This is a genomic window from Mesorhizobium kowhaii, assembly GCF_042431665.1.
In the GTDB taxonomy this organism is placed as follows: domain Bacteria; phylum Pseudomonadota; class Alphaproteobacteria; order Rhizobiales; family Rhizobiaceae; genus Mesorhizobium; species Mesorhizobium kowhaii.
Map to the genome: position 1 here is coordinate 182737 of NZ_JBHLYT010000044.1, position 12786 is coordinate 195522.

At 63.8% G+C, this 12786-nt stretch carries 14 protein-coding genes; 9 read left to right on the forward strand and 5 right to left on the reverse strand.

Annotation, left to right across the window (positions count from 1 at the left end):
- The first annotated feature begins 22 nt into the window (after window positions 1–22).
- Both ACFFNA_RS25035 and lhpI read left to right on the forward strand, forming a co-directional pair.
- Window positions 23–379 (forward strand): LapA family protein, encoded by a 357-nt coding sequence (locus ACFFNA_RS25035; protein WP_111548791.1) that lies wholly within the window; start codon window positions 23–25, stop codon window positions 377–379.
- Between the two features lie 37 nt (window positions 380–416).
- Window positions 417–1382 (forward strand): bifunctional Delta(1)-pyrroline-2-carboxylate/Delta(1)-piperideine-2-carboxylate reductase, encoded by a 966-nt coding sequence (gene lhpI / locus ACFFNA_RS25040; protein ID WP_378922419.1) that lies wholly within the window; start codon window positions 417–419, stop codon window positions 1380–1382.
- Here lhpI and ACFFNA_RS25045 read toward each other — a convergent pair.
- Together ACFFNA_RS25045 and ACFFNA_RS25050 are read right to left on the reverse strand one after the other, a co-directional pair.
- Window positions 1379–1816, reverse strand: coding sequence for an EVE domain-containing protein (locus ACFFNA_RS25045; protein ID WP_378922421.1), 438 nt, complete (start codon window positions 1814–1816; stop codon window positions 1379–1381). The two genes, lhpI and ACFFNA_RS25045, sit on opposite strands and share 4 nt — an antisense overlap.
- The gene (locus tag ACFFNA_RS25050; protein WP_378922423.1) at window positions 1813–2208 is read right to left on the reverse strand and encodes a VOC family protein; all 396 of its coding nucleotides are present in this window, start codon (window positions 2206–2208) and stop codon (window positions 1813–1815) included. The genes ACFFNA_RS25045 and ACFFNA_RS25050 overlap by 4 nt, the downstream gene beginning before the upstream one ends.
- A gap of 208 nt (window positions 2209–2416) precedes the next feature.
- Between ACFFNA_RS25050 and ACFFNA_RS25055 the strand changes: the two genes are divergently transcribed.
- On the forward strand, window positions 2417–2746 hold the full coding sequence (locus tag ACFFNA_RS25055) for a hypothetical protein (RefSeq protein WP_378922425.1): 330 nt from the start codon (window positions 2417–2419) through the stop codon (window positions 2744–2746).
- Between the two features lie 27 nt (window positions 2747–2773).
- On the opposite strand, the gene ACFFNA_RS25060 is transcribed toward ACFFNA_RS25055, so the two are convergent.
- The 3 genes from ACFFNA_RS25060 to ACFFNA_RS25070 form a co-directional block, all read right to left on the reverse strand.
- Window positions 2774–3463: a helix-turn-helix transcriptional regulator gene (locus tag ACFFNA_RS25060; RefSeq protein WP_378922427.1), complete on the reverse strand. Its 690-nt coding sequence runs from the start codon at window positions 3461–3463 to the stop codon at window positions 2774–2776.
- 82 nt (window positions 3464–3545) lie between these two features.
- Window positions 3546–4157: a peptide chain release factor H gene (gene prfH / locus ACFFNA_RS25065; RefSeq protein WP_378922429.1), complete on the reverse strand. Its 612-nt coding sequence runs from the start codon at window positions 4155–4157 to the stop codon at window positions 3546–3548.
- Window positions 4144–5364: an RNA ligase RtcB family protein gene (locus ACFFNA_RS25070; RefSeq protein WP_378922431.1), complete on the reverse strand. Its 1221-nt coding sequence runs from the start codon at window positions 5362–5364 to the stop codon at window positions 4144–4146. Before ACFFNA_RS25070 ends, prfH begins: the two co-directional genes overlap by 14 nt.
- A 327-nt stretch (window positions 5365–5691) precedes the next feature.
- On the opposite strand from ACFFNA_RS25070, the gene ACFFNA_RS25075 reads away from it, so the two are divergent.
- The 6 genes from ACFFNA_RS25075 (at window position 5692) to olsB (ending at window position 12689) form a co-directional block, all read left to right on the forward strand.
- The gene (locus ACFFNA_RS25075; protein ID WP_378922433.1) at window positions 5692–6777 is read left to right on the forward strand and encodes an RsmD family RNA methyltransferase; all 1086 of its coding nucleotides are present in this window, start codon (window positions 5692–5694) and stop codon (window positions 6775–6777) included.
- On the forward strand, window positions 6778–7635 hold the full coding sequence (locus ACFFNA_RS25080) for a TrmH family RNA methyltransferase (protein WP_378922435.1): 858 nt from the start codon (window positions 6778–6780) through the stop codon (window positions 7633–7635). It abuts the gene before it with no gap.
- A gap of 13 nt (window positions 7636–7648) precedes the next feature.
- Entirely contained in the window at window positions 7649–8131 is a 483-nt protein-coding gene (gene lspA, locus ACFFNA_RS25085) for a signal peptidase II (protein ID WP_378922437.1), read from the forward strand.
- A 57-nt stretch (window positions 8132–8188) separates the two neighbouring features.
- On the forward strand, window positions 8189–9178 hold the full coding sequence (gene acuI, locus ACFFNA_RS25090; protein WP_111548954.1) for an acrylyl-CoA reductase (NADPH): 990 nt from the start codon (window positions 8189–8191) through the stop codon (window positions 9176–9178).
- 143 nt (window positions 9179–9321) lie between these two features.
- Complete coding sequence (locus ACFFNA_RS25095; RefSeq protein ID WP_378922439.1) at window positions 9322–11610, forward strand: hybrid sensor histidine kinase/response regulator; 2289 nt, start codon at window positions 9322–9324, stop codon at window positions 11608–11610.
- Window positions 11611–11816: 206 nt separating this feature from the next.
- Window positions 11817–12689 carry a l-ornithine N(alpha)-acyltransferase gene (olsB, locus tag ACFFNA_RS25100; RefSeq protein WP_167458820.1) on the forward strand — a complete coding sequence of 291 codons (873 nt, stop codon included), beginning with the start codon at window positions 11817–11819 and terminating at the stop codon, window positions 12687–12689.
- Window positions 12690–12786: the final 97 nt, after the last annotated feature.

The window sequence follows — 12786 nt, forward strand, 5'->3', positions numbered from 1 at the left end:
GGCCTTTCCGACGGAAAACATCATGTTCAATCGCTTCATGCTCATCGTGGTCTTCGTACCCCTGGCGGTCATCCTGATCGCGCTCGCCGTCGCCAATCGCGAACTGGTCGCCTTCACGCTGGACCCGTTCAACCCCGGCAATCCAAAGCTGACGCTGACCTTGCCGCTGTTCATCTTCCTGTTCCTGGCGCTCGCCGTCGGCATGGTCGTCGGCAGCCTGGCAACCTGGGTCAAGCAGGGCCGCTACCGCAAGCTGGCGCGCCAGCGTGGCGCCGAGGCCGAGAACCTGCGCCAGGCGATCAGCCGCGCGCCGGCGGCACCGCAAGGATCGGCCCAGGGGTCAGCCCAAACACCGGTCTTGCCGAAACCGACCACTTGAACCGCCGGTCGGCGGTTTTCTCTCCACGGAGTTTTCCATGCTGACCATTTCGGCCGCCGAGGTCGATCATGCGCTGACCTTTCCCGGACTGGTCGAGACGCTGCGCTCGGCGTTTCGTGACGGTGCGGTGCAGCCGGTCAGGCACCATCACTCGGTCGAACGGCCCGACGGCGCCGCCTCGACGCTGCTTTTGATGCCGGCATGGACCGACTTCAACGCCGCCGGCACGTCTTCCGGTGGTCACATCGGCGTCAAGATCGTCACCGTTTCGCCCGACAACAATACCATCGGCAAGCCCGCGGTGATGGGCCTCTATCTCCTGCTCAACGGTGCCACCGGCGAACCTGAAGCCTTGATCGACGGCCAGCGGTTGACGCAGTGGCGCACCGCCTGCGCTTCGGCGCTGGCCGCTTCCTATCTCGCCCGCGAGGACGCTTCGCGGCTGCTTGTGGTCGGGGCCGGCGCGCTGTCGCCCTTCCTCGCCAAGGCGCATTGCGCCGTGCGGCCGATCAGGACCATCCGCATCTGGAACCGCACGCCGGCCAATGCCGAGAAGGTCGCCGCCGATCTGCGTGCCGATGGTTTGGCGGCCAGCGCCGCAAGCGATCTCGATGCCGAACTTGGGCAGGCCGACATCGTCTCCTCGGCGACGATCACCACCACGCCGCTGATCAAGGGCGCGTTGCTGCGGCCGGGAACGCATGTCGACCTGGTCGGCGGCTTTACCCCGACGATGCGAGAAAGCGATGATGACGCGATCGCGCTTGCCCGCGTCTATGTCGACACCCGCGCCGGCGCCACCAAGGAGGCCGGTGACATCGTTCAGCCGCTGGCCTCCGGCGTGCTGAAGCCGGACGCCATCGTTGCCGATCTGCACGAATTGGCGCGCGGCCAGAAGAAGGGTCGCGAGAGCGCCAGTGAAATCACGCTGTTCAAGTCGGTCGGCGCAGCACTCGAGGACCTTGCCGCCGGCATTGCCGTCTACAAGGCGCTCGTGGCTTAGTTTGCTGCCACGGCCATTTTGGCGGCCATCGCCTTGGCGATCACACGAAAATCGTGATCGCTGATTTCGAAAAGCCCGAAGCGAAGCTGATAGCCCCAGTTCGACTTGCCGGCGGTGAATTCCAGCCTGTCGAGCAGCGGCTTGATCGATGTTTCCTCGGCCTTTGCCCACGCGACATCGCGCCGGAACGGCGTGAAGCCGCCGCCCATGTCGCCCTGATAGGGCTCGCCTTCCCGCACCGTGCCAATTGCCGTGAAAGCCTGAAGGCCGTCCTTTTCGCGAAGAACAGTGGTCGGCGAATAATAGATGATGCCGTCACCGGGTTTGACGCGACGCAAGGGTGCTGCCTTGCCGTGATTGACCTGCATGAAGCCGCCCAGGCGGCCGCGCCGGACATGGTCGGCCGACGCCACCGCGATCCAATACGCACTCATTTCTGTCCCCCATTGGCCTGTTCCCCATCGGACAGCCAGTAGACGCGCAGGCGATGATTGTCGGGATCGAGCGCGACGAAGGTGCGGCCGAAATCCATGTCGGTCGGGGTCTGCAGGATCTTCAGCCCGCGCCCGGCCCAGTCGGCATGGGTAGCGTCGACGGCATCAGGCGTATCCAGCGCAAAGACGATTTCGGCGCCACCGCCTGCCGCGGCGGCTGCCGGCTCCACCGTGTGGCGCGACCAGAGGCCGAGCTTGAAGCCCGCATCGAGAACGAACAGCACGAAGGTCGGCGAACTTTCGACCGGCTCGCGACCGAGCAGCGCGCTGTAGAAGGCGCCGCTCTGCCGCGGCTGGTCGACATAGAGGATGACGAAAATCGAGGCGGTCATGTCTGCTCTCCAAGGTTCAATGTTTCGACTTGGCGACCATAGGATGAGCTACTGTCAGATTCTGGCAGTAGCCGTCAGGTGACCTACGCCTGACCAACGGTTTCTCGAAGAAGGTAGGGCAGCACGCCAACGCGGTGGTTCATTCGTCCAACCGCCGTGAACCCTTGCGGGCATTGGACATTTTAGTGCATCATGCTAGTTCAGTTAGATGTTTTTTCTGATCTTATCCTTTGTAGCAGTCGCCATCCCGTATGGTCTTGAGCGACTCTATTTTGCGAGAAAATTTGGATTCTTTGCAGCTCTATTCTGGCTGTTTGTCTTTCAATCCAGCATTATGTTCGTCGGTGAAATCATTCTCGAAAATCGGGTAGGCCAATCGTTGCCCAGTTGGATTAAATCCCTCGGCCTTGCGATTGGAGTATTCGCCTACCTGACGATTGGCATGACGTCTTTCGCTGCCGTCGTAGCCGCATTGGGATTCGGGACCGTGATCGCAGCCAGCTGGTTCTTGAGAAAGCTAGGGGACAATTCAAACTGACCCGCTACCAAATTAGGGCAATGGCCGTCAGGAACCACGCGGCTTGTCGAGTGTCGCCCGCCATTCCTTCAGCAGCGCCTGGCGACGGCGCGGATAGCGCGTATCGGTGGTGTTGAGGCCAGATATGCGATCGGCGCGAAAATGCCGGAAATCCTGGCGCATCTCGCACCACGCCACCACGACCCGCACCTTGTCGAAGAACCCCAGCGCAAACGGCCAGACCACGCGTTCGGAGGCGGCGCCACCGGCATCGCGGTACAAAAAGCCGAGCTTGCGCTCATTGCGGATGGCCTGCCGAACCAGGCCGAGGTCGATGCCCTCGATGGCCGCGGCGGGAGGCCCGACCAGCAGCGTGCTCGCATCGAGATCCTCGCGCAGATCGTCCGGCAGCACGGCGGCGATCTTGGCCAGCGCGTTGGCGGCGGCGGCCGAGAGACGCTGGTCCGGCTGCTTGGCGACCCATCGCGAACCGAGCACGATGGCTTCGATCTCCTCGTCGCTGAACATCAGCGGCGGCAACATGAAGCCGGGCTTGAGCACATAGCCCAGGCCAGCTTCACCATCGATCGGCGCACCCTGGCTCTGCAGCGTGGCGATGTCGCGGTAGAGCGTGCGGATCGAAATCCCGAGTTCATCAGCCAGCGCCTGCCCGCTCACCGGCCGGCGGTGCCGGCGCAGCGTTTGGATCAGGTCGAGCAGGCGTTCTGAGCGGGACATGATTCTCGGGTTTTTCTGTCTCCACGATAATGCATGTCGCCCGCAAGTGCGCAGCGGGTTTGACGCTGATGGCGCGGCAACGTCAGAGATGGAATACCTTGACTGCGTTGCCGCGTTCCAAGGCCTTGTTGGCGACGAACATCTGCGTCTTCGACATGTCGATTTCACGGTCGGCAAGGACACGCAGCATCGCCTCCAGCCGCCGCAGTGCGATCGCCTTGTTGCGGTGCTGCGAGCGTTCATTGCGAGCCACCACGGCAATGCCGGTCGGCAGGTGAACGGCACGCACCGCACTGTCGGTGGTGTTCTGATGCTGTCCGCCGGGACCACCGGCCCGCAAGGTTTCGAAACGGACATCGGACGGCGCGACCGACACGGCAGTCGCCACCGTCAAATCGACGGTCTGCACGCCGACGAACCAATTCTGCCGTTTGTGGCCCAGCCGCACCGGGCTCTTGAAGACGACCTTGACGGTGCCGCAATACTCCTCAGCGAGTGCCGCGGCGGTACGCCCCTCAAGACTGAGTATGGCGGATTTGGCGCCATGCCGGTCCGGCTTGTGGCCAAGCGTAACTTCGATCGTACAGCCAAGCCGACCGGCTTCGCTCTCGATGATATCGACCAGCGCCATCAGGGCGATGCGGCATTCCACCGGTCCGCTGCCCGATGTGACGAGCATGTCAATTGCGGCCATGGTCTGCCCTCCTTGGAACGCGTTCACGCGATGGCTTCTTGCGTGTCCGATCGGGCGGGCCGTCTATCGCCTTCTTGTAGGTCACCAGCGGTTTCATCGCCGCAAGCGTCACGACCAGGCCGGCATCGGCGAGATCTTGCACCACCTGCCCGGCATCCTTGTAGGCGGAAGCCGCTTCCTCGATGACCAGGTTACGGTCATCGCAGATCAGCTGCCCTCCCCACACGTTTCTCAGCAAGGCGTCGCGCTCTGACCTGTTGCGCCCGGCACGGCCATGCATGGTGGCGCGGTCGTATTTGCGGCCGGCGCCATGCGAGATGCCGCCCAGCGATGGACCCGTCCCGTCGAGTGCCCGCACGACATAGCTCAGACTGGCGCGCGAACCCGCGATCGGTGCGATATCCCCTATTCGCACCGCGGCCGATCCCTTGTGATGGACGAAACCATCGGCCCGGTCGCGGACAAGATTGTGCGGTACATCAGCCACCAGCCGGACTTCGCTGCGCAGGGCGCTTGCAGCACGCTCGGCGATCAGCCTGCGGTTGAGCGATGCCCAGGTGACGCAGAGATCATGCTGGCGGCGCCAGCTCCTTCCTGCGGCGGACTCCGGATCGAGCCCGGCCGTGACCGCCGACTGAAGGTCGAGCATCTGCCCGAACACAAAGGCGCCCAGCCCACGCGAGCCGGGATGCACCAGGAGATAGAGCTTTTGGCGGTCGAGGCGGCCTTCATCAGCCGTTTCGATCACCTGATCGACCGCCTGCAACTCGCAGAAATGATTGCCGCCGCCGATCGTGCCCAGCGCGTCCGGATAGAGATCCAGCGGCAGGTCCGCAGCTGCGAGCGCGGCGTACGGGTCGATATCCTCCGCTTCGATCTGGCGCAGGCATTCGACGGCCTTGTCGATCCTGAGTTTGCGCAGCGGTAAATCGAGTTCGAACAACGACATGCCGCAGCCAATGTCATTGCCAATCAGCTGCGGATGCAGCCGTTCCGACAACACGGCAATTCCGGTCGGACCATATTTGCCGGGATGCAGGTCCGGAAAAGCCGCAACCGAGGTAACGCCGGGCAGAGCCGCGACCGTTTGCAACTGCTGAAGCGCCGCACCTTCGATCCAGGTGCGCGGTGAAAAACAATGCTGGATATGCGCCGTCGCGGCAACGCGCGGCGAAGAGGAGGCTGAGCCCCCGGTCAAATTGCCCATGATGGAACACTTCTGGATACAGGTCAGAATGCGGACGCCATCAGGCATCCGTTCGACCGGCGGCAGTCAGCAAGATGCTGGCTTACGCCGGAACCCTCGAGGGGTGCGCGGTGAAGATGTGCGTCATCTTTCGCTCCCATGCCAGAAAACAATGCGGGCCTCGTAAACGAAGCGCGCGAAAAAACAAGTGTAATGCTGCAACACCCCCCGCACTGTTTCGAACGCTAGGGCTTCCAGCCTGCACCAATCAACCCTGGAGGCCATCGCTTGTTGCACCGCCGCTGTCCTCATGCCAAAAGCGGCCACGCCGCTCGGAGATGCTCCTGCTTGAAGTCTTTTCGCGACAAACGCCGCGACAACCGCCCGCCCGCGAAGGGCGGATCTGGAGAGGCGCGCCCGCATGAGACGCGTGGCACAGCAAGGCCGGACGCCAGGCCGCGCGAGCGGCTCGAGGCGAAAGCGGAAGACCGCTCCGGGCCGAAAACGGCGCCGCGCATCCTTGCCCGCCGCGATGGTATCCTGCCCACCGAGCATCTTCCTGTAATCCTCGAAGTGGCGCCCAATGCCGATTATGCGCTGCTCGACAGCGGCGCCGGGCAGAAGCTCGAACAATACGGCCCCTACCGCATCGTGCGGCCCGAAGGCCAGGCGATCTGGCAAAAGGCCTTGCCGGCAAAAGACTGGGAGCGCGCCGACGCCATCTTCACCGGTGATACCGACGAGGAAGGCATCGGCCGCTGGCGCTTCCCGAAAACGCCGCTCGGCGAGACCTGGCCGATGAAGCATGATGGCATCGACTATCTCGGCCGTTTCACCTCGTTTCGGCATGTCGGCGTTTTTCCGGAACAGGCCTCGCACTGGGATCACATGGCCGGGCTGATCTTGGCGGCGAAACGGCCGGTCAAGGTGCTGAACCTGTTCGGTTATACCGGTCTTGCCTCACTGGTGGCGGCCCGCGCCGGCGCCGAGGTCACGCATGTCGATGCCTCGAAGAAGGCGATCGGCTGGGCCCGCGAAAACCAGGAAATGGCCGGGCTCGGCGGCAAGCCGATCCGCTGGATCGTCGACGACGCGGTGAAATTCGCCGAGCGCGAGGAACGCCGCGGCAGCCGCTACGACATCATCCTGTTTGACCCACCGGCCTATGGCCGCGGCCCCAAGGGCGAGGTCTGGCAATTGTTCGAGGATCTGCCTGATCTGACCGACCTTTGCCGCGCGATCCTGACACCGAAACCGCTCGCCGTGGTGCTGACCGCTTATTCGATCCGCGCCTCCTTCTTCGCCATCCATGCCTTGATGCGCGACACCTTTGCCGGCATGGGCGGCACGGTCGAATCGGGCGAGCTGATCATCCGTGAAAAGTCCGCCGGCCGGGCGCTTTCGACCTCTTTGTTTTCGCGTTGGGTGGCCTGAATGAACGAGCGGCATGCAGGCGCACCCGGGCTGGTGAAGGAAGTCACCAGCCTCGCCAACCCGCTGGTCAAGGATATCAAGGCGCTTGCCCAGAAGAAATTCCGCGACCAGCAGAACGCCTTCATGGCCGAGGGATTGAAGCTGGTCATCGATGCGCTCGATCTCGGCTGGCAGATCAGGACTTTGGTTTTCGCCAAGGCCGGACGCGGCAACGCCGCGGTGGAGAAGGTCGCTGCACGCACGGTTGCCGCCGGCGGCACGGTGCTCGAAGTGTCAGAAAAGGTGCTCGTCGCCATCACCCGCCGCGACAATCCGCAAATGGTGGTCGGCGTCTTTTCGCAGAAATTCCTGGCCTTGAAGGATATCCGCGCCGACAATGGCGATGTCTGGGTGGCGCTCGACCGGGTGCGCGATCCCGGCAATCTCGGCACCGTCATCCGCACGATCGATGCCGTCGGCGCCAAGGGTGTCATCCTGGTCGGTGACACCACCGATCCCTTTTCCGTCGAGACGGTGCGCGCCACCATGGGTTCGATCTTTGCCGTGCCGGTGGCCAGGGCGACGACCGAGGCCTTCCTTGCCTGGCGAGGCGGATTTTCAGGCCTTGTCGCCGGCACCCACCTGAAAGGCGCGGTCGACTACCGCTCGGTCGATTTTTCCCGCGGCCCGGTGCTGCTGATGATGGGCAACGAGCAGCAGGGGCTGCCCGAAAGCCTGGCGGCGAGTTGCGACAGGCTGCTTAGAATCCCGCAGGCGGGCCGCGCCGATTCGCTCAATCTTGCGGTTGCCACCGGCGTCATGCTGTTCGAGATCCGGCGCGGCGCGCTGAAGCTCGAACCGTTCGTGGACCAGCAATGAAGGTTGCCCGCCCGTGAGATCATGGTCCCCCTACGCGCTGCTCGTCATCGCGGCCATAGCGCTCGACCAGTGGATAAAACGCCTGGTCGAGACCGGCCTGCCCTTTCAGGAAAAGCTCGATCTCGTGCCTTTCCTGGCACTGTTTCGCACCTACAACACCGGCATCGCCTTCTCGATGTTCTCGTCCTTCGGCGACACCGGGCTGATCGTCATCTCGCTGGCGGTCGTTGCCTTCGTGCTGTTCCTGGCGACGCGAATCGCGTCGTCCCAGATCCTTGCCCGCACCGGCTTTGCGCTGATCGTCGGCGGCGCACTCGGCAATCTGATCGACCGCGCCGTCTACGGCCACGTCATCGACTACATCCTGTTCCACACGCCGGTCTGGTCCTTCGCCGTCTTCAACCTGGCCGACGCCTTCATCTCGGTGGGCGCGGCACTGGTCGTCTTCGACGAACTGTTCGGCTGGCGGCGCGAGCCGAGACCTTCGAACGATTGACCCCGTGCGGCCATCGCCGCACAGTCCATGTCGCTAAACAAGATCGCGGAGAAAGAGATGCCCGAAACCTTCAAAGCCATCCTCGTTTCGCGTGACGCCGAGAAAAAGCAGTCGGTAGCAGTGACCGATCTCACCGAGGCCGACCTGATGGAAGGCGACGTCACCATCGCAGTCGAGGCGACGACGGTGAACTACAAGGATGGTCTTGCAATCACCGGCAAGGCGCCGGTGATCCGCCGCTGGCCGCTGGTGCCGGGCATCGATTTCGCTGGCACCGTCATCTCGTCTTCCCATCCCGACTGGCGCGCCGGCGACAAGGTCATCCTGAACGGCTGGGGCGTCGGCGAAACCCATTTCGGTGCCTATGCCGGCCGCGCCCGCGTCAAGGGCGACTGGCTGGTGCCGCTGCCGCAAGGGATGAGCCCGCATGACGCGATGGCGGTCGGCACCGCAGGCTATACCGCCATGCTCTGCGTCATGGCGCTGGAGCGGCACGGCATCCTGCCCGATCGCGGCCCGGTGGTGGTGACGGGGGCGGCCGGCGGCGTCGGCTCGGTCGCGATTTCGATCCTGTCCAGCCTCGGCTACCATGTCATTGCTTCCACCGGCCGCAATGCCGAAAGCCCCTATTTGATCAACCTTGGCGCCGCCGAAGTGATATCGCGCGACGAGCTTGCCCAGCCGGCCAAGCCGCTGGCCAAGGAGCGCTGGGCCGGCGGCGTCGATGCGGTCGGCAGCCACACGCTGGCCAACGTCCTGTCGATGACCTCCTATGGTGGAGCGGTCGCCGCCTGCGGCCTGGCCGGCGGCATGGACCTGCCGACGAGCGTCGCCCCCTTCATCCTGCGCGGCGTCTCGCTGCTCGGCATCGATTCGGTGATGGCGCCGAAGGCGGTCCGCCTCGAAGCATGGCGGCGCATCGGCACCGACCTCGATCTGCAGAAGCTCGCCAGCCTGTCGACGACCATCGGTTTCGACGGCATCGTCGATGCCGCGCACGACATCGTCGACGGCAAGATCCGCGGGCGCGTCGTCGTGGATATGTGAACCGCTCGACGGCCGGGAGAAAGCGGACGGAATTGCCACGTCTGATGGCAAATCCGCCACCGCGGCGGCAAAAAGCGCTCATCCGCTAAAATTCGAACGATCCGCCGCAATTTTCCATAATCTCTATCTGGCAAGGGTCTCGCATGATCGCGGAATCCGGCAGCCAACAGGCGGACACTGGCGAAGACGTTGATGCGGCGACCCCGCCGACGTCGACGCGGCGCTTTGTCGCCGCGCCGCCGCTGGTGCCCGAGCCACAGTTCTCCACGCGCGAAGGCCTGCCCCTCCTGACGTTTGTCGCCATCGTCGTGCTGGCCGGCCTGGCGCATCTGACCGGGGCGCCGATCTTCATCAGCGTTGGATTGCTGGTAACCGGCCTCGCCGGCCTTGTCATGCATCTGCACGCAAGGCGGAGCAAACACCGTACCGCGGTCCTGCTTGACGAGACCACTGCCCGCAGCCGCGCCGAGATCGAGACGCTGGCCGACCGCATGTGGGAAATGCAGGAGAGCGAGGAACGCTTTCGCGGCCTGATCGACGCGCTTGGCGACCTCGTCATTCATCGCGACCGCGATGGCTACATCGTCTATGCCAACAAGATCTTCGCGGACCTCGTCGAAAGCGATCAACGCGACCTCGCCGGCAAGACCCTGGCGGAACTCGGCATCGATGTCGGCATCGTTCCCGATGCCGCCTTTTCCGACCATGAGTGCCTGAGCTCCACCGATGTCGCCATCCGCACGCCGAGCGGTCCGCGCTGGTTTTCGTGGATCGAACTGTCGGTGCGCGACAAGGACAGCGGCGCCGTTTCGCATCGCGCCATCGCGCGCGACATCACCGCCCGAAAACGCGCCGAATCCTCGCTGATCACCGCTCGCGAGCGGGCTGAATACGCCAGCCAGGCCAAATCCCGCTTCCTCGCCACCGTCAGCCATGAAATTCGTACGCCGATGAACGGCATCATGGGCATGGCCAGGCTGCTGGCCGACACCAGCCTGTCGCCGGAACAGCAGACCTATGTCGGCGCCGTGTCGACCTCGGCCAGCGCATTGCTCGCCCTGATCGAGGATCTGCTCGATTACTCCAAGATCGAGGCCGGACGCTTCGACCCGGAGCCGCAGCCGATGTCGGTGCGCGAGATCGCCGACAACATCGTCGAATTGCTGGCCGCCCGCGCTTTCGCCAAGGATATCGGGCTGGGCTGCCATGTCGAACCCGACGTGCCGCAATTGATCACCGCCGATCCGGGCAAGGTCAGGCAGGTGCTGCTCAACCTGATCGGCAATGCCATCAAGTTCACCGACAGCGGCGGCGTATTGGTGAGCATCGCGCGCGCGCGCACCGAGACCACCGACCGCATCTGCTTCACCATCGCCGACACCGGTCCAGGTTTGCATGAGGACGACCTGGAGCGCATTTTCGAAGAATTCGAGCAGGCCGACGGCACGTCGACGCGCACACATGGCGGGGCTGGCCTCGGCCTTGCCATCTCCAAACGCCTGGTGGCCGCCATGGGCGGCACGATTTCAGTATCGAGCCGGCTCGGTCAGGGATCGGAGTTCGTCTTCGAAATCCCGGCAATATCGGCCACCGAGGCGCCGCAGAGCCGGCAGAACGCGCTCTCGGGCAAGCGCGCGGTGATCCTGTCGAAAAACGCCGTCGAGGCCGACGCCATCGCCCGCACCATCCGCGCCAATGGCGGCGCGGTCGATGTCGCCACCACCGCCGCGCAGGCCGCGCCCTTCGCCGACGGCTGCGATGTGCTTCTGGTCGACGCAGCCATGGAAGAGAGCGACGGAAGGCTGCTCAAGCGCCTGCGCCAAAGCGGTTTCGACGACTGCGAGGCCATCACGCTGATCGCACCGACCGACCGTGGCATGCTTGGCGAGTTCCGCGCCAGCGGTTACGCAACCTTCCTTGCCAGGCCGGTGCGTGGCGGAACGCTTCTGCGTGTGCTGTTGAACAGTCATGCTCCCGCCCTCGCCCAGCCGCAGCCGGAAAAGAGTCGCGGGCCCGCACTTCGTGCCGTTGGCAGCCGCCAGCGGGGCCTGTCGGTGCTGATTGCCGAGGACAATGACATCAACGCCATGCTGGCCCGCGCCACGCTGCTGAAGGCCGGGCACCGCGTCAAGGTGGTCGGCAACGGCAAGGCCGCCGTCGAGGCTGTCACCGGCGCCGGACACAACCACCGCTTCGACGTGGTTCTGATGGATCTTCACATGCCGGTCATGGACGGGCTGGACGCGATTGCCGCCATCCGCCGCCACGAGGAGGAAACTGCCGTGCCTCCGGTGCCGATCATGGTGCTGTCGGCCGATAGCCAGGAAAAGACCCGCCATGCGGTGCTGGCCCATGGCGCCAGCGGCTTCGTTACCAAGCCACTCGACCCTGACGCGCTGGTCAATGCCGTCGAAGGACAGGTCGCGGCCTAGCGCATGGTCCCGAACCGAAGGTCAGGATTTCGACCGCCCATCCACCCCCGCCCGCTCGCGTAACGTAGCCGGTTGACCGTATTCGCCAGCCGACGAAGTATTGCCCACGACGTCGTATCACGGTACTGTCACAATCCTGTTGCACCTACACCGTATCCCCGTGCCAAGAGGGATGGCTCGAAGGAGAATCACTCGTGCATACAGTTATGCCGGAATGTGACACTCGGCCCAACGCCAGCAGCTTGCTTGCCGGACGTAACGTCGATTCCGTCATAAAGGGCGCAGCACTCGGCCGAATAGGTAATCTTGAAGTGCGGCTTGCCCGCAACGAGGCCGAGATCGCGGCCGCGCAGGAAGTCCGCTACCGAGTGTTTTACGATGAACTCGGCGCCAGGAAGGATCTGTTCCAGGCGCAGGATCGCCGTGATGCCGACCGGTTTGATCCGCTCTGCGACCATCTGCTTGTCTTCGATACTTCACTCTCCGGCCCCGAACATCGCCGCATCGTCGGCACCTATCGCCTGCTGCGGCAAGAAATCGCGGCCGCCGCGGGAGGATTCTATTCCGAGGGCGAATTCGAGCTGACCAAGCTCATCGCCCGTCATCCCGGCCAGCGTTTTCTCGAGCTCGGCCGTTCCTGCGTTTTGCCTGAATACCGCTCGAAGCGCACCATCGAGGCGCTGTGGCAAGGTATCTGGGCCTATATCAACCACTACGAAATCGGTGTGATGACCGGCTGCGCGTCCTTCCACGGCACCGTGCCGGCCGCGCATGCCGAAGCGTTCACCTATCTCGCCCACCATTGCCGGACGAATTCGGCCTGGGACGTACGCGCGGTGTCCGGGCGCTACTGTTCGATGGATCTGATGCCGATCGAAGCGGTCAACGCCAAGGCAGCGATCGCGGCGATGCCGCCGCTGGTCAAGGGCTATCTGCGCGTCGGCGCCCGCATCGGCGATGGCTGCGTTATCGACCGCGAATTCTCGACGGTCGACGTGTTCGTCGTGATGCCGGTCAAGGAAATCGGCGCCCGCTACGTCAACTACTATGGCGGGGAAGCCCAGCGCTTCGCTGCGTGAATAGCGAATAGCGAATAGCGAATAGCGAATAGGAATAGGAATAGGAATAGGAATAGGAATAGGAAGTAGTAGCGGGAGCTGCACGGCAACAACCACT